This is a genomic window from Catenuloplanes japonicus, assembly GCF_000717135.1.
Taxonomy (GTDB): domain Bacteria; phylum Actinomycetota; class Actinomycetes; order Mycobacteriales; family Micromonosporaceae; genus Catenuloplanes; species Catenuloplanes japonicus.
This window is the reverse complement of the sequence record NZ_JNXY01000015.1, coordinates 230,125-254,093: the sequence shown is the minus strand read 5'-3', so window position 1 is coordinate 254,093 and position 23,969 is coordinate 230,125. Positions and strand designations below refer to the sequence as shown.

The 23,969-nt window shown below is 70.9% G+C and carries 23 protein-coding genes; 13 read left to right on the top strand and 10 right to left on the bottom strand.

Translation table 11 applies throughout. The annotated features are described in order from the left end of the window. Nucleotides 1-85 precede the first annotated feature (85 nt). The 3 genes from efeB to efeU form a co-directional block, all read right to left on the bottom strand. Nucleotides 86-1,315: an iron uptake transporter deferrochelatase/peroxidase subunit gene (efeB, locus tag OP04_RS21815; protein WP_051798586.1), complete on the bottom strand. Its 1,230-nt coding sequence runs from the start codon at nucleotides 1,313-1,315 to the stop codon at nucleotides 86-88. Between the two features lie 61 nt (nucleotides 1,316-1,376). Next, nucleotides 1,377-2,504, bottom strand: a complete 1,128-nt coding sequence (gene efeO / locus OP04_RS21810; protein ID WP_033341586.1) for an iron uptake system protein EfeO — start codon at nucleotides 2,502-2,504, stop codon at nucleotides 1,377-1,379. An 8-nt stretch (nucleotides 2,505-2,512) separates the two neighbouring features. Then, a complete protein-coding gene (efeU, locus tag OP04_RS21805; protein WP_408606772.1) occupies nucleotides 2,513-3,349 on the bottom strand; it encodes an iron uptake transporter permease EfeU in 837 nt (278 codons plus the stop codon). A gap of 362 nt (nucleotides 3,350-3,711) precedes the next feature. On the opposite strand from efeU, the gene OP04_RS21800 reads away from it, so the two are divergent. Further along, the gene (locus tag OP04_RS21800) at nucleotides 3,712-4,677 is read left to right on the top strand and encodes a hypothetical protein (RefSeq protein ID WP_157240154.1); all 966 of its coding nucleotides are present in this window, start codon (nucleotides 3,712-3,714) and stop codon (nucleotides 4,675-4,677) included. A 185-nt stretch (nucleotides 4,678-4,862) separates the two neighbouring features. Here the strand turns inward: OP04_RS21800 and OP04_RS21795 are convergent, their stop codons facing one another. The 7 genes from OP04_RS21795 to OP04_RS21765 form a co-directional block, all read right to left on the bottom strand. Next, on the bottom strand, nucleotides 4,863-5,393 hold the full coding sequence (locus OP04_RS21795) for a hypothetical protein (protein WP_033341584.1): 531 nt from the start codon (nucleotides 5,391-5,393) through the stop codon (nucleotides 4,863-4,865). 187 nt (nucleotides 5,394-5,580) lie between these two features. Further along, nucleotides 5,581-6,195, bottom strand: coding sequence for an alpha/beta hydrolase family protein (locus tag OP04_RS21790; protein ID WP_033341583.1), 615 nt, complete (start codon nucleotides 6,193-6,195; stop codon nucleotides 5,581-5,583). Between the two features lie 91 nt (nucleotides 6,196-6,286). After that, complete coding sequence (locus tag OP04_RS21785; RefSeq protein WP_033341582.1) at nucleotides 6,287-7,033, bottom strand: IclR family transcriptional regulator; 747 nt, start codon at nucleotides 7,031-7,033, stop codon at nucleotides 6,287-6,289. Between the two features lie 31 nt (nucleotides 7,034-7,064). Continuing rightward, nucleotides 7,065-8,126, bottom strand: a complete 1,062-nt coding sequence (locus OP04_RS49930) for an extracellular solute-binding protein (protein ID WP_051798584.1) — start codon at nucleotides 8,124-8,126, stop codon at nucleotides 7,065-7,067. Between the two features lie 32 nt (nucleotides 8,127-8,158). After that, a complete protein-coding gene (locus OP04_RS21775; RefSeq protein WP_051798582.1) occupies nucleotides 8,159-9,217 on the bottom strand; it encodes an ABC transporter ATP-binding protein in 1,059 nt (352 codons plus the stop codon). A 10-nt stretch (nucleotides 9,218-9,227) separates the two neighbouring features. Beyond that, nucleotides 9,228-10,061 (bottom strand): ABC transporter permease, encoded by an 834-nt coding sequence (locus OP04_RS21770; protein WP_051798579.1) that lies wholly within the window; start codon nucleotides 10,059-10,061, stop codon nucleotides 9,228-9,230. Continuing rightward, nucleotides 10,058-10,936 (bottom strand): ABC transporter permease, encoded by an 879-nt coding sequence (locus OP04_RS21765; RefSeq protein WP_051798623.1) that lies wholly within the window; start codon nucleotides 10,934-10,936, stop codon nucleotides 10,058-10,060. Before OP04_RS21765 ends, OP04_RS21770 begins: the two co-directional genes overlap by 4 nt. 232 nt (nucleotides 10,937-11,168) lie before the next feature. Here OP04_RS21765 and OP04_RS21760 point away from each other — a divergent pair, with 232 nt between their 5' ends. The 12 genes from OP04_RS21760 (at nucleotide 11,169) to OP04_RS21705 (ending at nucleotide 23,871) form a co-directional block, all read left to right on the top strand. Then, nucleotides 11,169-12,062 (top strand): DUF6282 family protein, encoded by an 894-nt coding sequence (locus OP04_RS21760; protein WP_033341581.1) that lies wholly within the window; start codon nucleotides 11,169-11,171, stop codon nucleotides 12,060-12,062. Beyond that, the gene (locus tag OP04_RS21755) at nucleotides 12,059-12,988 is read left to right on the top strand and encodes a BKACE family enzyme (protein ID WP_033341580.1); all 930 of its coding nucleotides are present in this window, start codon (nucleotides 12,059-12,061) and stop codon (nucleotides 12,986-12,988) included. The genes OP04_RS21760 and OP04_RS21755 overlap by 4 nt, the downstream gene beginning before the upstream one ends. Next, entirely contained in the window at nucleotides 12,985-13,884 is a 900-nt protein-coding gene (locus OP04_RS21750) for a cupin domain-containing protein (RefSeq protein WP_033341579.1), read from the top strand. The genes OP04_RS21755 and OP04_RS21750 overlap by 4 nt, the downstream gene beginning before the upstream one ends. After that, nucleotides 13,881-14,990 carry an HpcH/HpaI aldolase family protein gene (locus OP04_RS21745; protein WP_051798577.1) on the top strand — a complete coding sequence of 370 codons (1,110 nt, stop codon included), beginning with the start codon at nucleotides 13,881-13,883 and terminating at the stop codon, nucleotides 14,988-14,990. Before OP04_RS21750 ends, OP04_RS21745 begins: the two co-directional genes overlap by 4 nt. Further along, on the top strand, nucleotides 14,983-15,747 hold the full coding sequence (locus tag OP04_RS21740) for an SDR family NAD(P)-dependent oxidoreductase (protein ID WP_033341578.1): 765 nt from the start codon (nucleotides 14,983-14,985) through the stop codon (nucleotides 15,745-15,747). Before OP04_RS21745 ends, OP04_RS21740 begins: the two co-directional genes overlap by 8 nt. A gap of 172 nt (nucleotides 15,748-15,919) precedes the next feature. Further along, nucleotides 15,920-17,170 carry an iron-containing alcohol dehydrogenase gene (locus OP04_RS21735; protein WP_051798575.1) on the top strand — a complete coding sequence of 417 codons (1,251 nt, stop codon included), beginning with the start codon at nucleotides 15,920-15,922 and terminating at the stop codon, nucleotides 17,168-17,170. Then, on the top strand, nucleotides 17,167-18,606 hold the full coding sequence (locus tag OP04_RS21730; protein ID WP_033341577.1) for an NAD-dependent succinate-semialdehyde dehydrogenase: 1,440 nt from the start codon (nucleotides 17,167-17,169) through the stop codon (nucleotides 18,604-18,606). Before OP04_RS21735 ends, OP04_RS21730 begins: the two co-directional genes overlap by 4 nt. Further along, nucleotides 18,603-19,295: a CoA transferase subunit A gene (locus tag OP04_RS21725; protein ID WP_033341576.1), complete on the top strand. Its 693-nt coding sequence runs from the start codon at nucleotides 18,603-18,605 to the stop codon at nucleotides 19,293-19,295. Before OP04_RS21730 ends, OP04_RS21725 begins: the two co-directional genes overlap by 4 nt. Next, on the top strand, nucleotides 19,295-19,918 hold the full coding sequence (locus tag OP04_RS21720; protein ID WP_033341575.1) for a CoA transferase subunit B: 624 nt from the start codon (nucleotides 19,295-19,297) through the stop codon (nucleotides 19,916-19,918). The genes OP04_RS21725 and OP04_RS21720 overlap by 1 nt, the downstream gene beginning before the upstream one ends. A gap of 99 nt (nucleotides 19,919-20,017) precedes the next feature. Beyond that, entirely contained in the window at nucleotides 20,018-21,205 is a 1,188-nt protein-coding gene (gene mltG, locus OP04_RS21715; RefSeq protein ID WP_033341574.1) for an endolytic transglycosylase MltG, read from the top strand. A 960-nt stretch (nucleotides 21,206-22,165) separates the two neighbouring features. Continuing rightward, nucleotides 22,166-22,828: a GNAT family N-acetyltransferase gene (locus OP04_RS21710; RefSeq protein ID WP_033341573.1), complete on the top strand. Its 663-nt coding sequence runs from the start codon at nucleotides 22,166-22,168 to the stop codon at nucleotides 22,826-22,828. Nucleotides 22,829-22,896: 68 nt separating this feature from the next. Next, nucleotides 22,897-23,871 (top strand): ArsR/SmtB family transcription factor, encoded by a 975-nt coding sequence (locus OP04_RS21705; protein WP_085066655.1) that lies wholly within the window; start codon nucleotides 22,897-22,899, stop codon nucleotides 23,869-23,871. Nucleotides 23,872-23,969: the final 98 nt, after the last annotated feature.

Here is a 23,969-nt window from a genome sequence, read left to right as displayed (position 1 = left end):
TCACCTCCTCGGGATGTGTCGCGGTCGGGACGGAAGGTACAAGGCGGGGTGGGGTGTCGTCCAGTGGTTTTTCGGGCCGCCGGGGTCAGCCGAACAGCTGCTGGGCCCAGAAGCCGCCCTCGGGGACGCCGGGCGGGACGGCGAAGAGCGCGCTGGAGGTGTGGCGGAGGTATTCGTTCATGGCGTCGTGGCGGGCGAGGTTGGTCTGGACGGGGATGAAGGCGGTGCGTGGGTCGCGCTGGTAGGCGATGAAGAACAGGCCGGCGTCGAGGCGGCCCAGGCCGTCGGAGCCGTCGACGAAGTTGTAGCCGCGACGGAGCATGCGGGCGCCGGCGTTCGCGTCCGGGTGGGCCAGACGCACGTGGGCGTCTTCGGGAAGTGTGGTCAGGTCGGGCTCGTCGAACTCGCCGGTGAGGCCGAGTGGGGCGCCGGTGCCTTTGGTGCGGCCGACGATTGCCTCCTGTTCACCCAGTGGGGCGCGGTCCCAGGTCTCGATCACCATGCGGACCTTGCGGGTGACCAGGTAGCTGCCGCCGTCCATCCATGATGGACCGTCGCCGGGTTGCACCCAGAGGTGGTCGCGCAGCAGCTCTGTCTCCTCGGCCTTCAGGTTGCGGGTGCCGTCCTTGAAACCGAACAGATTCCGTGGGGTCGCCTGGGACTGCGTGGTCGACGACGTGCGTCCGAAGCCGAGCTGCGACCAGCGGACACTCACCGTGCCCATGCCGATGCGGGCCAGGTTGCGAATCGCGTGCACGGCTACCTGGGGATCGTTCGCACACGCCTGGACACACAGGTCACCGCCGGACAGCGCGGGGTCGAGTTTGTCGGCGGGGAAACGGGGCAGCTCGGCGAGCGCGTCGGGCCGCTGCGCGGCAAGATCGAAACGATCAACACCCTCGGGGGTACGGAACAAGCCCGGCCCGAGACCCAACGTCAGCGTCAGGCCGGACGGCGGCAGGCCGAGCGCCTCGCCGGTGTCGTCCGGCGGGGCCTCGGGGATGCCGCCGACGGCGCCGACCGGGCCTGCGTCAAGGCCCGCGGTCATCCGGGCGGCGGCCTCGGTCCACAGACGGAGAAGCGCGACCAGGCGGGCCCGGTCCTTGGTGATCACGTCGAAGGCCACGAAGTGCAGCCGGTCCTGGGCGGGCGTCACGATCCCGGCCTGGTGCGCGCCGTAGAAGTCGACGGCGTCGTGCGGCGGCGCGGCCGGGGCGTCGCGGGACGCGTGCAGGGCCACGGCGCCGGCGGCGGCCGCGGAACCGGCGAGACCGGCGCCGGCCACCGTGAACATGCGGCGGCGCGACATCCTCATCGGCGTGCCTCTCTGCGGAAGGGACGGGAGGGCCGCGGTACGGCCCTCCCACCGGGTGGTTCTACTTGACGACGGCGGCGGCGACCTGGCTGATCGGCTCGGAGACCGCGTTGATCACGTCGGACAGTTCCTTGAGGTCGGCCTCGGTCAGCTCGGTGTGGAGCTTGTAGCCGTCGCCGGCGCGGTGCTTGGCCAGCGCGGTGTCGACGTCGGCGAAACCGGTGTCCAACTGGGTGACCAGTTCGGGGGCGCGCTGCTCCAGCGCGGGGCGCAGGGCGGCGATGGCGGCCTTGGAGCCCTCGACGTTGGCGGCGAAGTCCCAGAGGTCGGTGTGCGAGTAGCGGTCCTCCTCGCCGGTGATCTTGCCGGTGGCGACCTCGTCCAGCAGCTCTTTCGCGCCGTTGGCCAGGTTCAGCGGGGACAGCTGGGCGGTCGTGGCCTTGGCGACGATCTCCTTCACATCCGTCATCAGCTGGTCCGCGATCGGGCCGGACCGGGAGATGTCGCCGGTCTCCCAGAGGTCCTTCTCGAGGCGGTGGTAGCCGGTGAACTCCATGCCCTCCTCGATGACCTCCTCGCGGCCGTCGATGCGGGGGTCGAGGTCGCCGAAGATCTCCGCGACCGGCTCGATGCGCTCCCAGTAGGTGCGGGCGACCGGGAACAGCGCCTTCGCCTCGTCCACCTTGCCGGCCTTCACCGCGTCGACGAACTCCTGCGTCTTCTCGAGCAGGCCGGCGGACTGGCTCTGGACGTAGCGCTGGTAGCTCGCGGTCGCCTCGGCCAGTGCGGCGTCGTCGGTGAGCGGCGCGGCGGAGCCGCTGACCTGGAGCGTGCCGCGGAGGCCGCGGCCGACCATGCCGGGCTTGCACGCGGTCTCGTAGGTGCCGGCGGGGAGTTCCACGCGCAGCTCGCGGGTCAGGCCGGGCGCGATGTTCTCGATCTCGCCCATGATGCGGTCGCCGGGGGCGTACACGTAGAACTCGGTGATCTTGGCGCCCTTGTTCGTGATGGCGAACGTGGCGGTGCCGGCGGCCAGCGTGGTGGAGCCGACCTCGCAGGTGGTGTCCGTGGCGTTGACCGCGACGGGGCCGCCGGAAGCGGTGGCGCCCTCGTCGGATTCTGCGCAGGCGGTCAGGCCGGCGACCGCGAGCGCGGCGGTCGTCAGCGCGAGGAATCGGGGGGTACGCATGGAACTCCTTAGCGGGCTGAAACGGGGGTACGGGACGGCATCAGGAAGAGCACGAGGACCGGCAGCGCGTAGATCAGGTAGGCGGCGGTCTCCAGCACAGTCGGCGCGGGCGTGATGTTGAACGTGCCGGCGAGCAGCGCGGCCGGCCAGCCGGACGGGTCGAGCGTGGCGGTGATGTCGAAGGCCTGCGTGTTGAGGCCGGGCAGGACGCCGGCCTCCTGGAAGTCGTGCACGCCGTACTTGAGGATTCCGGCCGCGACCAGGACCAGCAGGACGCCGGTGACGGTGAAGAACCGGCCGAGGTCGATCCGGACCGTGCTGGCGTAGAGCAGCGCGCCGAGCACGACGGCGGCGAGGATGCCGCCGACGATGGCGAGCAGCGGGCCGGCGTTGGTGGTGGCGCCCTGGACGGCGGCGAAGAACAGCAGCGCGGTCTCCAGGCCCTCACGGGCGACGGCGAGGAACGCGAAGAGGACGACCGCGACCGGGCCGACCGCGATGGCGCGGTCCAGGCCGGCGCGCAGGTCGCCGCCGAGCGAGCGGGCGGCACGGCGCATCCAGAAGACCATCACGGTGACGAAGCAGACCGCGGTGACGGAGGTGACGGCCTCGAACAGTTCGCGATGGCGGTAGTCCGCGAGCAGCGTGGTGCTGGTGTAGGTGAGCAGCGCGCCGAAGGCGACGGAGAGCACGACCGCGGCGAGGACGCCGGCCGCCACCCAGGGCAGGCGGTGGCGGCGGTCGGACCGGACCAGGAACGCCACCAGGATGCTCACCACGAGCGTCGCCTCGAGGCCCTCGCGGAGCCCGATGAGGAACGACGCGAACAACGGGGAGTCCGACACGACGTAGCTCCTGGTTTAGATTAGCCTTGCCTAACTCGTGGCAATCTCCTACAGACCGTGGGAGAAAGTCAAGCGGCGTGCGGCGCATCACGAGCAACGACGCAGCACGGGGACGCGATTCGCACGTGGCCGCGGTCGCGGAAGGACGTCCGGCGTACCCTCAGATGATTTTGATCTTGAAACGGCTCACTCGTCGGTGAGCGGGCCGTTGTCGCGGGCGTAGAGCGCGGCCTGGGTGCTGTGGCTGTCCGCCACGCTCCCCCACGGGCTCGGGCGGAGACGGCGGGCTTTGATATAAATCGATACCGTGGTGCGGTCGGGCGGAGGTTCTGCCCGGATGGTGACACGGGGGTGGTCTCCACATGACCGATACGCGTTCTCCGGTGTTCTCCGCGACCCTGACCGTCTCCGCCGAGCTCGGCTTTCTCGCGGAGCTGCGGCAGTTGCGGGCCCTGTCCGGGCAGCCGTCGTTCCGGCGGCTCAGCCAGATCGCGGAGCAGCGCATCGCGGCCTCGCCACCGGACCGCCGTCCCGAGCCACTGCCACCCAGCACCGTCTCGGAGGTGCTGGGCGGCAAGCGGTTGCCCCGGCTGCCACGGTGGGCGTTCGTCGAGTCCTACGTGACCGCCTGCCTCCACGCCGGCGGCGCCGACGCACCCGCGGTCGCCGCCGAGACCGCCCGCTGGCGGGAGCGGTGGTGCGAACTGGCCGTCGAGGACGAACCCGCCGCACCCGCGCGACCCGAGCGCCCGGCCCGGCCCTGGATCGCCGCCACGGCGGTGGCCTGCGCCTTCGTGGTGGGCGCGGGCAGCGGCGTGCTCGGCACGCTGCGATGGACCGGGCAGCTGGGCTCCGGGACGGCCTCGGACGCCTGCGTGACCTCGGCCGGTCCGGCGGGCGACGACCTGCTCACCGGCAGCCGCGCCCGGAAGGAGTGGTGGATCAACAACCAGAACCTGGGCACGCTGCACGTCGACGGCCCGCGACTCGACGCCACCGTGCCCGCCGGCACGACCGTCCCCGGCGACGTGCTGCTCGGCCTCAGCGACGTGCCGATCGTCAAGAACCGCGACTACCTGCTGGCCTTCACCACGGTCGCGGACCGGGACGCCACCATCCGGGCCCGCCTCCAGGACACGTCCGCGCCGTCCTACCTGCCGTCACTCAACGAGGACTTCAGCGTCGGCACATCCGCCTGCCGCCGCGAATACCGCTTCACCGGCGCCCAGGACAACCCGCACGCCGAGCTCACCTTCCAGCTCGGCGGCCTCCGCGACGACCTCCACCTGAACGTCTCCGATGTTGCACTGCTGGAGATGACCGGTTAGATGAGCATCGAGACGGACTTTGCGGGAAGGGGACGCTGCTGAGCACGATCGCCGCCCCCGCGCGGCATCGGCGCCGGCGAACCCTCCCACGAGCCCGGCACCCTGGCCGACCGCATCTGGTCCCTGCACACCGACCGCACCGGCTTCCGCACGCCGGCCGCACCCTTCGATTTTTGAGGGACGCGTCAGGCGACGAGGTGTCGCAGGTAGCGCTCGGAGTCGAGGTTGGCCTGGGAGGCGATGCGCCTCGCCTCGTCGGATCGGGCCTGCGACTCGCCGCCGATCAGGGTGGGACAGCGCGTGCTGCGGTAAAGCTGCGCACCGGGCTCGTATCCGTTGTGGACGTTCACGAGTTGTGACGCGTCCGCGGGACTCACGATCGTGGCCCGCGGCGGGTTGTCGAAGTCCGGGCCCGCGACGACCGCGCGGCCGGCCGCCCGCGGGTCGTTCGCGGTGTTCAGGAGGTGCTCGCCCATCAGCTCACGGACCTCGTCCGCGTCGCCGTGCAGGTTCTCCTCGCTGAGGAACTCCCAGAACCACACCTCGCCGTCCGCCCCGTTCCAGCAGACCAGGCCCGCCAGCTCCAGCGTCATCCGCAGATCCGCGGTGACGATCCTGGCCGGGTCCTCACGCAACAGCTGCGCGGCCCTCAGCATGATCGCAGACGGATAGTCCAGGGTGAGCCTCGTGTCCTCAGGCTCGCTGCGGTCCTTCACGGCGCGAGTCTAGGCGCGGCGCTCAGCCGTGCCGGAAGGCTCAGGCCGGACAGATCTCGATCTGCCTGGACAACCCCCAGGACCGAGGCCACCCCGACAACGGTCGATGCACTGCAGTTCGCGGGATCAACGCCGCCGGACCATGCCGGAGGCGGGAAATGAACGGGCTCTTCAGGTTGAGGGGTCGTTACTTGGATTCGATCGTGCCCATGGAGGCGGGGAGGGCGGCGAGGGCTGCGGGCCAGGCGGGGTCGCCGGGGTAGAGCTGGGTGCGGAGGTAGGACCAGATGAGGGCGCGGAGGGTGGCGACGCGTTCGGGGTTCTCGTCGGTGGTCTCGGCGGCGTCGTACATGGAGACGCCGCCCAACCCGTGTTCGGCACCGAGGACGGCGGCGATCCTGGTCGGGTCGATGCGGCCGGGTAGCAGCGGGAGGTCGGCGAGGTGGTCGAGGAGATGGTGCATGTCGGTGACGCGGGAACGCCAGTAGAGCGGGGCGTCCGGGTCGTCGGCCTCGCGCAGGCCGAGCGCGGTGGAGTCGAGGTGGGTGGGCTGGATGACGGCGAAGCCGTGGGCGGCCCAGAAGTCGACGACCGGGCCGTACCCGCGCAGGGATGAGATGAAGTGGGAGGGGCCGTGGCCGTGGGACATGAGGATGACGGGGAGGTCGTCGCCGGTCACGGGCACGGAGACCTTGACCTGGAGGCCGACCGGGCGGCCGGGGACCGGCAGCGTGACGGGGCCGTGCGTGATGACCGGGGTGGCGGTGCTGACCGGGATGCCGCCGGCTTCGCTGAAACTCATGAGGGTGCTCCTCGCCCGAGGTCGCCAAAACGGAACTTTGTTCCACATCACGATATGGAACAAAGTTCCGCTTGGCAAGCGGCGAGCACGATCAGGCCGGCGCGCCCATCTCCTCGCTCAGCGCGGCCGCGCACGCCAGCAGCGACTCCAGCGCGGGTGACAGGTCCGGCAGGTCGCCGGCCCCGAGGATCGCCACGGTCGCGCACAGGCCGATCTCGTCGAAGACCGGTGCGGCGACCACGAACGAGCCGCCGCTCTGGCGCACGAAGCTGAAGCCGCGCTGGCCGGCCGTGTGCACGTCCGACTCCAGCCGGGCGCGCTCGGCCGGCGATATCCCGGCCGCCATCTGTTCCATCAGCGACGGCTCCGAGTGGGCGAGGAACACCCTGGTCTGGGCCGCGTCCGCGGTGAGTTTCGTGCCGGCGTGGACGGTGACCACGACCATCCGGCTGGTGTCCTCCTCGACCAGTGCGACGACCGGGCCGGCGACGCCGCGGACGCTGAGCACCGCGGTCATCCGGACCGCGACGCTGAGTTTCTGCAGGTGGGGGCGGGCGATCTCGACGACGCGCTGACGCCCGAGCGCGAGCGCGCCCAGCTCGAGCATCAGCGGGCCGAGGGCGAACGTGCCGCGCCGCGAACCCCGTGCCAGGATGCCGGCCGCGACCATCGACGCGCAGTAGCGGTAGGCCGTGGTGCGGTTGAGGCCGGTCCGCTCCGCGACGTCGGCGGCGGAGAGCTCGGGCACCCGGGGACCGAAGAGCGCGCAGATCTGGCCGACACGGGCGACCGCCCGGATGTCGGAGGTCGAGGCATCGCTCGGGTCAAGGTTCGCCATGTCAAAATCCTAAATTAGGGGGTACGGAGAGCTAGCCGACCAGCCAGTTGTTGACCTTCGTCGTGACCGCGTCGAAGTTGGACGCGTACCAGCCGACATCCTGCTGCACGGTCTTCCCGGTGTTGACCGGGCCGTAGACCTCCACCTTCTTCGCGTTGTCGGACAGCTCGGGCTTGGCGGCCTTGTTGATCGGCGCGGTGCCGAGCGCCTCGGAGATCGCCTCCACGTCGTCCGTGGTCACCAGCGTCTCCAGGAACCGGCGGGCGGCCTCGGCCTTGGGCGAGCCCTTCGGGACGCCGAAGCCGTTGAGCGCGGTGACCGTGGTGTCCCAGCAGATGGTGAGGTCGGTGCCGGCGTCGAGCAGCGGCACGAGGCGGGAGTCGGGCAGCACGAACACGTCGACCTGGTTCGCGCCGACGGCCTGCTGGAGCGCGCCGACGTTCGGGGCGAACGTGGTGACGGACTTGATCGTGTCGAGCTTCTTCAGTGCCCGGTCGACGTCGAGCGGGTACATGGCGTCCGGCGCGACGCCGTCCGCGAGCAGCGCGTATTCGAGCAGGCCGTTCTGGACGTTGGTGAGCAGGCCGCGCTTGCCGGGGAACTTCTGCAGGTCGAAGAAGTCCGCCGGGGTCTTCGGGGCGGCGGTGGCCGGGTACGCGGACGTCCGGTACGCGATCGGGTTCGCGTTGATCCAGTTGGCGATGTAGCACTTCCCGACCGTGCCCTCGACCAGGTTCGTCTTGTCGACGCCGGAGAAGTCGAGCTCCTCGAAGAGCGTGCCGCAGTTCTGTTCCGCGGCCGCGGGTGCGAGCGCGACCACGTCCCAGGTGACGTTCTTGCTCATGACCTGCGCCTTGACCTGTGCGAGGTCGGGCGGGGAGGTGTTGGTGAAGGTGACGTTCGGGTGGGCGGCGGTGTAGGGCTTCTGGTAGGCGTTGATCATCGCCTCCTGGCCGGCGCCACCGTACGCGGTGAACGTCAGCGTGACGTCGCCGTCCGGGTTGACGGCGGCGGTCTGTCCTCCGCAGGCGGCGAGGACGGCGGTCATCATGGTGGCGCTGAGGACGGTCAGCGCGCGTCGGGGTGTCGGCATCGTTGTCGCTTTCTATGAAAAAGGGGGATATTTCAGGAGAGGACCAGGCGCTGCCGGGCGACCGGCCAGGACGCGACCACGGTCTGACCAGCGGCGATGGCGGTGTCCTCCGGGCCGAGCCGAGCCCGGCCGGTGAGTCCGGAGCGGCCGAGCGCGAGCACGACCGTGCGGTAGGCGCCCATGTACTCGACCGCGCGGACGGTCGCGCCGACCGAGTTGGTCCCGGGCACCGACGAGGTGGAGAGGCGCATGTCCTCGGGCCGGACCACGAGCGCGGAGGCGGTGGGTGCGGCGACCGTGCCCGGGTCCACCGCCCAGACGCTGTCCTCCCACACGGCCTTGCCATCAAAGGGTTTGTCGAGCGGGAAGACGTTGGAGTCGCCGAGGAAGCGGGCGGTGAAGAGGGTCTCCGGCCGTTGGTAGAGCGCCTCCGGCGTACCCACCTGCTCGATCTTTCCGTTGTTGAAGAGCGCGATGCGGTCGGAGAGGTTCATCGCCTCCTCCTGGTCGTGCGTGACGAACACGAACGTGGTGCCGACCTCCTGGTGGATGCGGTGGATCTCCGCCTGGAGGACGCCGCGAAGGTTGCGGTCGAGCGCGCCCAGCGGCTCGTCCAGCAGCAGCGCGGCCGGGCCGAACACGATCGCGCGGGCCAGCGCCACCCGCTGCTGCTGCCCGCCGGACAGCTGGGAGGGGTAGTGGCCGTCGCGGCCGGTGAGCTGGACCAGGTCGAGGACCTCCGCGACGCGGCGGGTGATGTCCGGCTTGGGCACCTTCCGCTCGCGGAGCGGGTACGCCACGTTCTGCGCGACCGTCATGTGCGGGAAGAGCGCGTAGTTCTGGAACAGCATGCCGAGGTTGCGCTTGTGCGGCGGGAGCGTGCTCACGTCCGCGTCGTCGAACGCGATGGTGCCGGCCGTGAGCGTCTCGAACCCCGCGATCAGGTTGAGCGTGGTGGTCTTGCCGGAGCCGCTCGGACCGAGCAGCGTCATGAACTCGCCGGGCTCGATGGTGAGCGAGACGTTGTCGACGGCCGGCACGGCGAGCCCGTAGTCCTTGGTGACGTCGGTGAGTCGGATCCGCGTGGACATGTGGATGCTCCTAAGAGGACTTGCGGCGACCGCCGACGAACTGCAGGACGAGGCAGATGAGGGTGACCGCGGTGACGACGACGCTGGACGACGCGGCGATCGTCGGGTCGATCTCGACGGTGACGCTGTTGTACATCTGCACGGGCAGCGTCTGGAGGGCCGGCGAGCGCAGGAACAGCGCGATGACGACCTCGTCGAACGAGGTGACGAACGCGAACACCGCGCCGGTGATGACGCCGCGGCTGATCAGCGGCATGGTGACCGTGACGAACCCGCGCAGCGGCGTCGCGCCGAGCGACGAGGCGGCCCGCAGCAGCCGGGCGTCGAAGCCGCCGAGCGCGCTGGTGACGGAGACCAGCACGAACGGGACGCCGATCGCGGCGTGCGCCAGCACGTAGCCGGCGAGCGTGCCGACGAGCTGCCACTGGAGGAAGGAGATGTAGACCGCGACCGCGATGACGATCGCCGGGGTGACCATCGAGATCATCAGCACGGTACGGGCGAAGCGTGCCAGCCGGCCGCGCAGGTTGTGCAGCCCGACCGCGGCCGCGGTGCCGACCACGGTGGCGAGCAGCGAGGCGAGCGTGGCGACGACGACGGAGTTGCGCAGCGCGTCCAGCCAGACGGGGTTGGTGAAGAAGTTCTCGTACAGCTTCAGCGAGAACCCCTGCGGCGGGAACTGGAACGTGGTCGCGGTGCTGAAGCTCATCGGGATGACGAACAGCGTGGGCAGCACGAAGTACAGCCCGACGACGCCGCCGATCAGCTTCAGCCACCAGGGAACCGGGTCCACCCCGCGCACGCGCCGTTGAGCACGCGGGGTGGCGATCTGCGTGGCGGTCATGGCCGGTCCTTCGTGGGTGCGTTCGTCGGTGTGGAGGCGGCGACGCCGATCGCGGAGATCGTGCCGCCGAAGCGGTTCGCCCAGGAGACCAGCGCCAGCGAGACGACCAGGACGAGGATGCCGAGCGCGCTCGCGCCCGGGAAGTCGAGCAGCTGGGTGGTGCGCTGGCCGAGCAGCTGCGCGACGAGCGACTGCTGCGGCGAGCCGACCAGCGCGGGCGTGACGTAGAAGCCGAGGCTGAGGGTGAAGACCAGGATCAGGCCGGCCACCACGCCGCCGCGGGACAGCGGCCAGTAGATCTTCCAGAACGCCGTGATCGGGTGGGAGCCGAGACCGCGTGCGGCCAGCAGCAGCCGGCGGTCGATGCCGCTCAGCGCGCTGAACAGCGGCAGCACCATGAACGGCAGCAGCACCTGGCTCATCGCGATGGTCACGCCGGCCACGGACTCGTAGAGCACCAGGTCCCAGCCGAAGAGCTTGAAGAACGAGTTCACCGGGCCGCCGCGCTGCAGGATGATGATCCACGCGAAGTTGCGGGCCATCACCGAGGTCCAGAACGGCACCAGGACGATCACCATGAGCAGCCCGCGCAGACGCGGTCCGACCCTGGTCATCAGGTACGCATACGGGTATCCGAGCAGCACCGCGACGATCGTGACGATCGTGGCGGTGAGTGCGGTGCGGGCCAGCACCGTCAGCGTGACGCCGTCGGTGAACAGGGCCGTGTAGTGGTCGAGCGTCCAGGCGGGCGCGTCGACGCTGTAGGTGAGGCTCCGGCCGAGCGGAACCAGCAGGATCACGGCCAGTAGAGCGAGCGCCGGCAGGACCAGCAGCCATTGCGGGCTGGGGATCCGGCGCTGCGGTGGGTCAGCCATCTTCACGCCTCCGTGAACGGTCCGAATGTGTCCGGGGCCCGGTGAGACCGGCGCCCGGTGTGACCGGGGTCCCAGTAGAGCAGGCGAATGTTCATAATGCAATGAGCCATTCCGTATCGCGAACGCAACGTTGACGCGATAGCGCGCTGACTACGGCGCCGGGGCTAGACGAGACCGCCGTTCGTACTTACTGTGAACATCCATTACGGCATCCGAACATCAGGAGGCACGCATGGAGACGCTGCTCAAGGTCCTCGAAGGCACCGTCGACCTCCACTGCCACAGCGGTCCGAGCCCGTTCCCGAGGCGGTTCGACCACGTGGAGGCCTCCTACGACGGGGCGCGGATCGGGATGCGCGCGATCCTGGTCAAGTCCCACCATCACAACACCGTGATGGACCTGCTCGCCATGAAAACGCAGCTCAAGGACGCCCCGACCGCGATGTACGGCGGCGTGGCGCTCAACTCCGAGGTCGGCGGCATCAACCCGTCCGCGGTCGCGGTCGCGATCAACATGGGCGGGCGGTGCGTCTGGGCCCCGACCGTCTCGGCCGGCCAGCACCTCGCCGCGCACAGCCACGACGACGGCTTCCCGAACAACACCGGCAACCTGTACGAGGAGGAGGTCTCGATCTTCGACGCGAGCGGGGCGGTCTCCGCGCAGACGCAGCTGGTCACCCGGCTGATCGCGGACGCCGGGATCATGCTCACCGGCGGCCACCTGGCCGGCGAGCACCAGGCCGCGCTCTTCGAGACCGCGCGCGCCAACGGCGTGACGCGGCTGCTTGTTCACCATCCGGACTTCATCGTGAACGTGTCCGAGGCCGCGCTCGACGCACTGCTCGGCCACGGCGCGTTCATCGAGCACGAGCTGGCCATGTACCACCCGGGCGTCTCCGCACCGCAGTGGCCGATCTCCCGCCTGGTCGACTGGATCCGGAAGGTCGGGCCGGAGCGCACCGTGCTCGACTCCGACCTCGGGCAGGAGGGCAACCCGCTGCCGGTCGACGCCTACCTGCTGATCATCCAGCAACTGCTCGACAGCGGGATCTCCGCGGCCGACATCCGGCAGATGATCTGCAAGAACACGGCCTTCCTGCTCGGCCTGGAGGAGTCGAACCGATGAGACGCGCCGACAAGGTCATCATCACCACGGCCGTCACCGGGTCGGTCAACGTACCGTCGCAGAGCCCCTACCTGCCGCTGACCACCGCGCAGGTGGTCGAGGCCGCGGTCGGCGCGGTCGAGGCCGGGTCCGCGATCGTCCACCTGCACGCGCGGCACCCGGACGGGCGTCCGGCCTGGGAGCCGGAGATCTTCGCGGAGATCGTGCCCGCGATCGAGGAGCGCACGGACGCGGTCATCAACATCACCACCGGCGGCTCGTCCGCGATGACCATGGACGAGCGCCTGGCCGCCGCCACCACGTTCCGCCCGGAGCTGGCCTCGCTCAACATGGGCTCGATGAACTTCGTCTACTCCGGGATCGCGGACAGGGTCACCGAGTGGCGGTACGACTGGGAGAAGCCGTACGTGCTCAACACGTACTCCCAGCCGTTCATCAACTCGTTCGACCGGATCGAGCACACGCTCCGCACGCTCGGCGCGAACGGCACCCGGTTCGAGTACGAGTGCTACGACATCGGCCACCTCTACAGCCTCGCCCACTTCCTGGACCGGGGACTGATCGAGACGCCGCTGCTCATCCAGGGCGTCTTCGGCATCCTCGGCGGCATCGGCGCGGACCACGAGAACCTCACCCACATGGTGCGCATCGCGGACAAGCTGTTCGGCGACGACTACGCGTTCTCCGCGTTCGCGGCCGGACGGGACCAGATGCAGTTCGGCACGCACAGCGCCTGGCTCGGCGGGCACGTCCGGGTCGGGCTGGAGGACAGCCTGTGGATCGGCAAGGGCCGGCTCGCGGAGTCCAACGCCGCGCAGGTCACCAAGATCCGCGCGGTACTCGAAGACCTCGGCAAACAGATCGCCACCCCGGCCGACGCGCGCGCGATGCTCGCGCTGCGCGGCCGAGACAGGAGCGCACGATGAGCACGTATGCCGCCGACGACATCCGCTCCCGGCTGGCAGCGGCCCCGGCTCGGGCCGTCGATGTCAGCACGCCGATCCGGCCGTCACAGTGGATCTCCTTCCTCGGCGGTCCCCCACAGGAGACCGCTGCGCAGGGCAGTCGCACCTGGATCGCCCGCGCGGCCAACCTGGTCATCGCGTACACCGAGGCCAAGGCCGGCGACGTCTTCACCCGCACCGGCCAGCCGGACGAGTACACCGTGCTGATGTACTCGGACAGCGCGCCGATCACGGTCAACGGCACCGAGTCCGTCGCGGAGGAGGCGTTCGTCGTCGTCCCGCCCGGCGACAGCGAGATCCGCGCGGACGGTGACGGCATCCTCATCCGGCTCTTCTCCTCGGTCGCACCGGACCTGTGCGCGCAGGCCGTCAACGCGGACGTCTACGCCGAGCCCGACCCGCGCGCCGCACCGCTGGTCCCGTGGCCCGACCCGGTCGGCGGCTTCCAGCTGCGCGTCTACCGCCTGGCCGACACGCCGATCGCCCCCGGCCGCTTCGGCCGGATCTTCCGCACGACGAATCTGATGGTCAACTTCCTGGCCGAAGAACCGCAGCCCCGCGACCCGCACAAGCTCTCCCCGCACCACCACGACGACTTCGAGCAGATCTCCCTCGCTGTCAAGGGCCGGTTCGTGCACCACATCCGCTACCCGTGGGGGCCGGACTCCGCCCGCTGGCAGGAGGACGAGCACCGGGAGATCCCCACGCCGTCGATCTGCGTCATCCCGCCGCCGACCGTGCACACCACCCAGGGCGTCGGCCACCACCAGCAGCTCATCGACATCTTCTCGCCGCCGCGCACCGACTTCTCCGCCAGCGGATGGGTGCTCAACGCCGACGACTACCCGGCCGCGTGAACGGCCTGCTCCGCGACGCGCTGGCACGCAGCACGCCCGCGCTCGGCACCTGGGTCAAGATCCCGGCGATGGAGGTGATGGAGCTGGTCGCGCTGGCCGGCTTCGACTTCGCGGTCATCGACCTGGAACACGCGCCGATCGGCATCGAGACCGCGTACCGCCTGATCGGCACCGCACTCCACACCGGCGTCGCCCCGGTCGTCCGCCTTCCCGGCCTCGACCCCGGCCTCGCCCAGCGCCTGCTCGACGCCGGCGCCGAAGGCATCATGATCCCGCACGTCGACACGGTCGCGCAGGCGCGCGCCGCCGTCAACGCGGTCCGGTTCCCGCCCCTCGGCGCGCGCGGCGTCGGCTCCACCAGCCGCGCCGGCGCCTGGGGCGCACTCCCCCGCGACGTCTACCTCAGCCACGCCCCGGTGCTGATAACCCAGATCGAGAGCGCCGAGGGGGTACGCCACGCGGGCGCGATCGCCGCGGTCGAGGGCGTGGACGCGCTGCTGGTCGGCGCCGCCGACCTCTCGGTCAGCCTCGGACTGCCGGAGACCGATCCGACGGTCCGGGACCTGATCGCGCACACGATCAGCCAGGCCCGGGACGCGGGCCTCCCGATCGGCAACGCGGGCAACGGCACGGCCGAGGCGGCGCGCGCCTCCGCCGAGGCCGGCTTCACGTTCACAATGTTGAGCAACGACGCCAGCCTGCTCGGCGCCGCCGCCCGCGCGGCCGTCGAGGGGGCGCGCGCGGCCGTGTCCCCGGCTCGCGTGGCCGCGGCGTCGGCTTCCGGGCCGGGCGGCGCCGCCCACACGGCAGGGACCCCGGCTACCGGGCCGGGCGATGCCGCCCGCACGGGCGTGGCGCCCGCGGCCGGGGATCCAGCCCGCGTCGCTGATGACGCCGCACACGTTGCTGATGAGGCGAGTCGTGCGTTCACCGGACATGCCGGCCCTGCTGGTGAGGGTCCCGCCGACCGCGCGGATTCACACCGTGCAGCCGGCGATGCAGCCGGCGCGTCGGCGCCGGCCGCAGGCGATCCGGCTCGCGCGGCGGACGAGCCGAACCACCCCGCCGCCGAGGCGGACCGTACCGGAAGAGGAACACATGCCTGACAATTCACTCCCGCTGGCCGGCAAGGCCGTGCTCGTGGTCGGCGCCAGTGCCGGCATCGGCGCGGACACGGCACGGGTGCTCGCGGCCGACGGCGCGTCGCTGATGCTGGCGGCCCGCAGCGAGGGGCCGCTCGCCAAGATCACCGCGGAGCTGGAGGAGGCGGGCCACACGGTCGCGTTCACCACCGGTGACATCTCCCGCGCGGACGACGTGACTCGGATCGTCGACGAGACCGTGGGGCTCTACGGGCGGCTCGACGGTGCGTTCAACAACGCGGCGATGACGCAGGGCGGGCGGCTCGACCAGGTGCCGGAGGAGGAGTTCGACCGGATCATGGCGGTCAACGTGAAGGGCACCTGGCTGCTGATCCGCGAGGAGGCGCGCGTGATGCTGGCGGCCGGTGCGGGCGCGATCGTCAACGTGAGCAGCATCGGCGGGCTGCGCGGCAGTTCGGGGATGGGCGCCTACCAGGCCAGCAAGCACGCGGTCATCGGACTGACGCGCACGGCCGCGCACGACTTCGGGCCGCTCGGGCTGCGGGTCAACGTGATCGCGCCGGGCCCGACCGAGACGCCGATGCTGGAGGAGACGCGGCGCAACGTGCCCGGCGGCGTGGAGAAGCGCATCGCGGCCACGCCGCTGCGCAAGGCCGGTACCGGTGCCGAGGTCGGCGCGACCGTCTCGTTCCTGCTCAGCGACCGCGCCAGCCACCTGAGCGGCGTGATCCTCCCGGTGGACGGTGGTTTCCTTGCCTGATCAGCCGATCAACACGCCCGGCGCGACGCCGGACCCGGCACGGAAACCCGGCGCAACGCCGACTTCCGCACCGGACCTGGACGCGGCACCGGCTTCGGGCGCGGCATCCGACTCCGTGGCGGCTCCGGACCGGGACGCGTCACGCGTTTCGCGTGCGACAGCGGCCCCGGGCTTGACGGCGGAGCCGGTTCCCGGCGCCGAGCCGGCCTCCGCTACGGTCCCGTTCGGTGCGACAAGCCAGCTGCCGGCCGTCGGCACGCTGCGTCTTCCCGCGCGGATCCACGTCGGCTACGGCACCCGGGCCCAGCTGCCCGTGATCGCCGCCATCCACGGCCGGCGCGTCCTCGCGGTCGTCGACCCGTTCCTGACCGGCACGCCGTTCTACACCGAGCTGATCGGCGGCATGACCGACGCCGGCCTGGACGTGCGGGTCTACTCCGACATCACGCCCGAACTGCCGGTCGGCACGCTCGATGCGGCAGGTAGGACGGCGCGCGACTTCGGGCCGGACGTGATCGTCGCGATCGGGGGCGGGAGCGCGCTGGACGCCGCCAAGCTGATCGCGCTGCTGGCGGCGCACGGCGGGCCGCTGGCCGGCTACTACGGCGAGAACCTGGTGCCCGGCCCGGTCGTGCCGATCGTCGCGCTGCCGACCACGGCCGGGACCGGGTCCGAGGTCACGCCGGTCGCGGTCGTCTCCGACCCGGCTCGGGAGCTGAAGGTCGGGATCTCCAGCCCGTTCCTGGTGCCGGCCGCCGCGATCGTCGATCCGGAGCTGACGCTGGCGGTGCCCGCCTCCGTGACCGCATTTTCCGGCATCGACGCGCTGGTGCACGCAGTCGAGTCGTACACCGCGAGAGAATTTGATCTTGATCTTGGCGCCACGCTGCCGGTCTTCACCGGGCAGAACGCGCTCATCGCCCCGATCGCGCTGCGCGCCGCCGCCCACCTCGGCCCGTGGCTGCCCCGAGCGGTCGAGGAACCCGGCAACCGTCAGGCCCGGCACGAGGTCGCGCTGGGTGCGCTGCTCGGCGGCATCGCGTTCGGCGCGACCGGCACGCACCTGTGCCACGCGGTGCAGTATCCGCTCGGCGCGCTGACCAAGACGCCGCACGGGCTCGGCACCGGGCTGATGCTGCCCTACGTGCTGGACACCATCCGGGACGCGCCCGGCACGGCCGCCCGCATCGCCGATCTCGACACCGCGCTCGGCGGACCCACCCGGGACCGCGTCGTCGAGATCAACAGGCGGATCGGCGTGCCGGCCACGCTCGCCGACCTCGGCGTGACGCGCGACCAGCTGCCGCACATCGCGGAGCTGGCGCTCGCGTCGAAACGGCTGATCGCGATCGCGCCCGTCGACCCGGAACCCGAGATCCTGCTGGACCTGCTGCACCGCGCCTTCGAGGGAGTACTGAGATGACCCTCTTCACCGACCTGTTCATCGACGGCCGGTGGCGGCCGGGCGCGGACGGGCGCCGCTTCGACGTGATCGACCCGTCAGACGGCGGCACGATCGCGGCGTTCGCGGCCGCCACCGAGCAGGACTGCATGGACGCGGTCGACGCCGCCGCGGCCGCGCAACCCGGGTGGGCCGCGACCGCGCCCCGGGAGCGTGGCGAGATCCTGCGCGCCGCCTACGAGATCCTGACCGCGGAGACGGAGATCTTCGCGGAGATCATGGTGCGGGAGAACGGCAAGGCGTGGCCGGACGCGATCGGCGAGGCGACCTACGCGAAGGAGTTCTTCCGCTGGTTCTCCGAGGAGGCGGTACGGATCCCCGGCGACTACCGGCTCTCCCCGGCCGGGGACAAGCAGATCGTGGTCGACCGGTCGCCGATCGGCGTATCGCTGCTGATCACGCCGTGGAACTTCCCGGCCGCGATGGCCACCCGCAAGCTCGGGCCCGCACTCGCGGCCGGCTGCACCACGATCCTCAAGCCCGCGCGGGAGACGCCCCTGACCGCGGCCTACGTCGTGGACGTGCTGCGGCGCGCGGGCGTACCCGCCGGCGTGGTGAATCTCGTGACGCCCGTGCCGACCGGCCCGCTGGTGAAGCGGATGCTGGACCGCCCCGAGGTGCGCAAACTGTCGTTCACCGGGTCGACCGAGGTCGGCCGCGACCTGCTGCACGCGTGCGCGGACACCGTGGTCAGCGCCTCGATGGAACTCGGCGGCAACGCGCCGCTGATCGTGCTGCCCGGCGCGGACCTGGACGTCGCGGTGGAGGGCGCGCTGCTGGCCAAGATGCGCAACGGCGGCTCCGCCTGCACGGCTGCGAACCGGTTCTACGTGCACGGTTCGCTGCACGACGCGTTCGTGGAACGCCTGGACGCCGCGCTGGCCGCGATCCCGGTCGGCCCCGGCCTGGACCGGGCGAACGGACTCGGCGCGCTGGTGTCCACGGCCGAGCGGGACAAGGTGGCCGCGCTGGTCACGAACGCGGTCGCGGACGGCGCCACGCTCCGGCGCGGCGGGCAGGCGTCGGCGAAGGGCGCGTTCTACGACGCCACGCTGCTCACCGGCGTCCGGCACGGGTCGGAGATCACCACCACGGAGATCTTCGGGCCGGTCACCGCCGTCGTGCGGTTCGACGACGTGGACGAGGCGGTCCGGATGGCGAACGACACGATCTACGGGCTGATGGCCTACGTGTTCGGTGAGGAGCGCGAGGCGGTCGCGGTCGCGCGGCGGATCGAGGCCGGCATGGTCGCGGTCAACCGGGGCGTGGTCAGCGATCCGGCCGCGCCGTTCGGCGGCGTCAAGCAGAGCGGGCTCGGGCGCGAGGGCGGCGCCGAGGGCATCACCGAGTTCCTCGAGGAGAAGTACATCGCCCTGACCGCGGACGGTGCGCGATGAAGCTGCACGACAGCGCGACCGACGCCGTGGCCGGGCTGCTGCGGGACGGGATGACGATCGCGGTCGGCGGGTTCGGCGTGTCCGGCAACCCGTTCGACCTGATCGAGGCCGTGCGCGACTCCGGCGCCCGCGACCTGACGATCGTCTCCAACAACATGGGCATCGACGGGTACGGCCTGGGCCTGCTCCTGGAGGCGCGCCTGGTCAGCAGGGTCGTCGCGTCGTACGTGGGCGAGAACAAGCTGTTCGCCCGGCAGTACCTGGACGGCGTGCTGGAGGTCGAGTTCGTCCCGCAGGGCACGCTCGCGGAGCGCCTGCGGGCCGGCGGCGCCGGGGTGGCCGCGTTCTACACCCGCACCGGCGTCGGTACGCCGCTGGCGGCCGGCAAGGAGGTCGCGGAGTTCGACGGCGTGCCACACGTGCTGGAGAAGGCGATTCGCCCGGACCTGTCGCTCGTGCACGCGCACCGGGGCGACGCACACGGCAACCTGCGCTACCGCCTCACGGCCCGCAACTTCAACCCGGTCGTCGCCGCGGCCGGGATCGTGACCGTCGCCCAGGTGGAACGCGTCGGCGGTCTCGATCCGGACGACGTGCACACGCCCGGCATCCATGTGCACCGGCTCGTCCCGGCCCGGCCGCGGGAGAAGCCGATCGAACAGCGTACCGTCCGAAGTGGAGTGCTCTGATGCCCTGGAACCGCGACGAGATGGCCGCGATAGCCGCGGCGGAACTGACCGACGGCGCCTACGTCAATCTGGGCATCGGCATCCCCACGCTGGTCGCGAACCACCTCCCGGCCGGTGTGTCCGTGTCGCTGCAGAGCGAGAACGGGCTGCTCGGCATGGGCCCGTTCCCGCCGGCCGGGGAGGAGGACGCGGATCTGATCAACGCGGGCAAGCAGACCGTGACGCTGCTGCCGGGCGGGAGCTGCTTCGACTCCGCGGACTCGTTCGCGATGATCCGCGCCGGGCGCATCGACGTGGCCGTGCTGGGCGCGCTGCAGGTGTCCGCGCGCGGCGATCTGGCCAACTGGACCGTACCCGGGAAGATGGTCAAGGGTCCGGGCGGCGCGATGGATCTGGTCGCGGGCGCGCGGCGGGTGATCGTGCTGATGGAGCACACGGCGAAGGACGGCACCGCCAAGATCGTCGAGGAGTGCACCATGCCGCTCACCGGCACGCGCGTCGTCGACCGGATCATCACCGACCTGGCGGTCTTCGACGTGACGGACCGCGGCCTGTCGCTGCACCGCACCGCACCCGGCGTCTCCGCGGAGACCGTGCGGGAGCGCACCGCCGCGGCCTTCTGAGCACCGGCCACTGTGGAATTGAGCCTTCCGGCTGTGCCGTCCGGGGACGCTACCCCTAAAGTGTCCCCGGATCGTGCAGGCCGGTAGGAGGCGTAGCTGATGTTCGATGACCTGGACGACGCGTTCGACGAGCGTCAGCCCCAGAAGGGGCGCCCGCTGCATCGACGCGGGAAGAAGCGTGGTGGGTCCGTGATCGCGCTGGTCCTGGTGGTGCTGATCTTCGGCGGGCTGGCCGGCGCCGGATATTTCGGATTCGACCGTCTGCGGGACCGGTTCACCACGCCCGACTACGCCGGCCCCGGCCAGGGCGAGGCGATGGTCGAGGTGAAGACCGGCGCGTCCGCCACCTCGATCGGCAACGCGCTCTACAAGGAGGACGTGGTCAAGTCCGCCAAGGCGTTCATCCTCGCGGCGAACGACAACCCGGACAGCACCGGCATCCAGGTCGGCTTCTACAAGGTGAAGAAGCAGATGAAGGCGTCCGACGCGCTGCTCATGCTGCTCGACCTCGGCAACCGCGTCTCGAACAAGGTCACGTTCCCGGAGGGCACCACCTCGTTCGACGTCTACAAGATCCTCTCCAAGGAGACGGAGATCCCGGTCGAGGAGTTCGAGGAGGCCGCGAAGGACCCGATCGCGCTCGGTGTCCCGGACTTCTGGTTCAATCGCAGCGACGGCAAGTCCTCGTCCACGAAGTCGATCGAGGGTTTCCTCTACCCGGACACGTACCAGTTCGATCCCGGCCTCGACGCGAAACAGCTGCTCCAGGTCATGGTCAAGCGCTTCCTCGCGGTCACCACCGAGATCGACTTCGTGAAGAAGGTGGAGAGCAAGCTGGACATCACGCCGTACGACGCGCTGATGGTCGGCTCGCTCGTCCAGTCCGAGGCCGGCATCGCGGAGGACTTCCCCAAGGTCGCCCGCGTCATCTACAACACGCTCTTCGAGCCCGGCGACGAGATCGGCTACCGCCCCGTCCTCCGCCTCGACGTGACGATCAACTACGGCCTGATGCTCCAGGGCAAGGACGCCAAGAACTCCGGCAGTCTCACCGAGGCCGAGCTCCAGGACGCCCGCAACCCCTGGAACTCGCACCTCAACGAGGGCCTCCCGCCGTCCCCGATCGCCAACCCGGGCAAGGGCGCACTCCAGGGCGCGGAGACCCCCGCCGACGGCGATTGGTACTTCTTCGTCGCCATCGACAAATCCGGCCGCTCCGCCTTCGCCGCCACCCACGCCGAACACGAGGTCAACAAGGCCAAGGCCAGGGCGAACGGCGCGCTGTAGGGCGTTTGCACGGGCGTGCCCGGCTTCGTCGCCGGGCACGCCCTTCAAGATCAAGATCCAATTCCTCTTCCCGCTTCCGGCGTGGTCCGGCAGCGCTGCTCCCGCGGGCAAACCGAGCGTCGTGCTCCGCTGGCGCTCCGCTCGACGCTCGGAGCCGGTTCCGTCGCTGGTCACCGCAACCCCAGTGGTTCACAACCCCCGGCCATCACCGTCCGCAGCGGCGATGACGGCCGAAGATCGCCGCCGGCCTCTGCCGCGCCGAACGGCCCTCCTTGTGCCCGAAATTTCGCGACATAGCGCCCTGGCCATTGCCCCACCCTGACGCCGGAAGCTGACGGAAAGCAGACCTCGCCGCAGGCCCGCTTGGCCGGATGCCCCACGCCCGCCATATCCACACAAGTGGCTGCCACTGTCTCCCACCGCGCCCGTCGCACGGGAAACGATCATTGAGTGTCGAGAAGAGGTCCTCAAACGGCGGTCTTGAGGACCTCTTCTCGACACTCAATGATCCACTGGCCAGCTCCAGCAAGAAGCCGCAGCGCGGCGCACCGCTGCGATTCCGTGGCAACGGCCAGCCTTGGAATACTTTATGCCGAAATTTCGGATGCAGCGCCACGCCCGAGGCCGCATCCAGGGCCGCGTCCGGCGAGGCCCTGACACCGGAAGCCCAATAGCCGGAAGCTCCGCACTGGCCCGTCGGCGTCAGGGCGAGGCCGACTCGGCCGCAAGGCCTGCTATTCCCTGACATTTCGGTTACGAAGCACCCGCTCCCGCCGAACGGGACCCACGCGGCGAGCCACGCGATCGAGGTTCGAGGAGCGCGACTGGAGCCCAGACGGCGCGGGCAACGTCACCGGTTCGTCCGCAAGCGCTGCTGAGCGCGACGGGACCATTCAGCGCCGGCGGCGTACCCGCGGATCGCAGTTGATCTTCGGGTGGCCGGCGCGTGACACTGGCCGGGTGAGTGATCTCGGGGAGACGGTGCTGCGGTGGCAGCGTGGGTGGAGCGTGTCGCGCGGGCTGCCGGACGGGGAGGACGCCGGGGGCGGGACGCGGGTGCGGTGTGAGCAGCGGGGACGGGACGTCGAGTATTTCGCGCACGACGACGCGCCGGACGTGATCGGCGCGCTGGCGGAGAAGGTGCTGGCCGAGCCCGCGGTGACCTGGCTGACCGTGCCGACGCACGCGCCGGGCCCGACCGCACGAGCGCTGACCGGGGCCGGCCTGGTCGTGCTCCGCAGCGGGGAGGCGCTGATGGAGACGGACCTGCGGACCCAGCCCCGGTCGACCCCGAAAGCGCCCTACGCGCTGGCCCTGACCGGCGACACGTCACTGACCGTCACCGTGACCCACCCGGACTGCGAGACCGCCGCGCGCGGCAGCGCCGGCCTGGCGGGACGGGACGCGATCGCGGACCGGATCGGCACCGACCCGGCGCACCGCCGCCGTGGCCTGGGCAGCGTGGTGATGAGCGCGCTCGCGGACGCGGCCCTGGAGCGCGGCGCGGACCGGGGGCTGCTGATCGCCAGCGAGGACGGGCAGCGGCTCTACACCGCGCTCGGCTGGCGGACGCTGGCCACCGTGCTGGTCGCGGCGCGGCCCGGAACCGTGTATCCGTTCTGACGGACTTTCCCCCGCAGCGTCCAGCGTGGACACTCTGAGGTCGAGAGTGTTCGATGTCAGGGGGAGACATGCGGGGACTGCTGCGGATTCATTTCGGCGCGGAGGACATCGCCCGGCTGCGGGTCGCACCGGGGGCGGACGCGCTGTGGGAGACGACGAACAGCATGCACATGCTGCAGACACGGCGGGGCAGTCTGCTGTTCGACGGGTGGCGGACGGAGAGCAGGCGGCGGCTGCCACCGGAGATGAAGGCGCTGCTGGCGATCAACCCGGCGACCGGCTCGTTCCCGGACTTCCTCACGCCGACCACCGGCGTCAGCGACTTCGACACCGGGCTGGAGCTGCTGCTGTCCACGCCGCGCCGCCGGCTGCGGGCCGAGCTGGGCGAGCTGACCACAACCGCGCGGGTACGGCCGTGGGCGCGCGCGGTCGCGGACACCGAGCCGGAGGCGATGCGGGAGCTGGAGCGGCTGCTGCGCACCTACCATCGCACCGCGATCCTGCCGACGTGGAGCACGATCGTGGCGGAGGTGGCGGCGGAACGCCAGCGGCTGGCGCAGGCCTACCTGCGCGGCGGCTCCGAGTCCGTGCTGCGCCAGCTGGGTGAGTGGCGGCCGCCGGTGCTGGAGCTGGCGTACCCCTGGGACCGTGATCTGTTCCTGGACGGCCGTGGCCTGGTCGTGGTGCCGTCGTACTTCTGCTGGAAGCACCCGTGCACGCTGATCGACCCGGAGCTGCCGCCGGTACTCACCTATCCGCTGCGGCACCGGCGCCCGGTGCCGTCCGCCGCGGGCACCACGCACGGGGACGAGCCGCTGGGCGCGATGATCGGGCTGACCCGGGCCGCGGTGCTGCGCACGCTGGAGGTGCCGCACACGACGTCGGATCTCGCGCAGCGGGCCGGGACCTCGGTCACGTCGGCCAGCCAGCACGCGACCGTGCTGCGCCGCGCCGGGCTGATCACCACGGAGCGTCATCAGGGTACGGCCGTGCACAGCCTCACCCCGCTCGGCGCCGCCATGCTCGCCTCCCAGACGCGTTGACCTGCGGGTTTCAGCCCTGACGCAAAGCCGTTGATCCATGTCCGGCGGGACTCGGAGGATACGTCCAGGCGCTCGGCGGCCGATGGGCCGCCCACAGT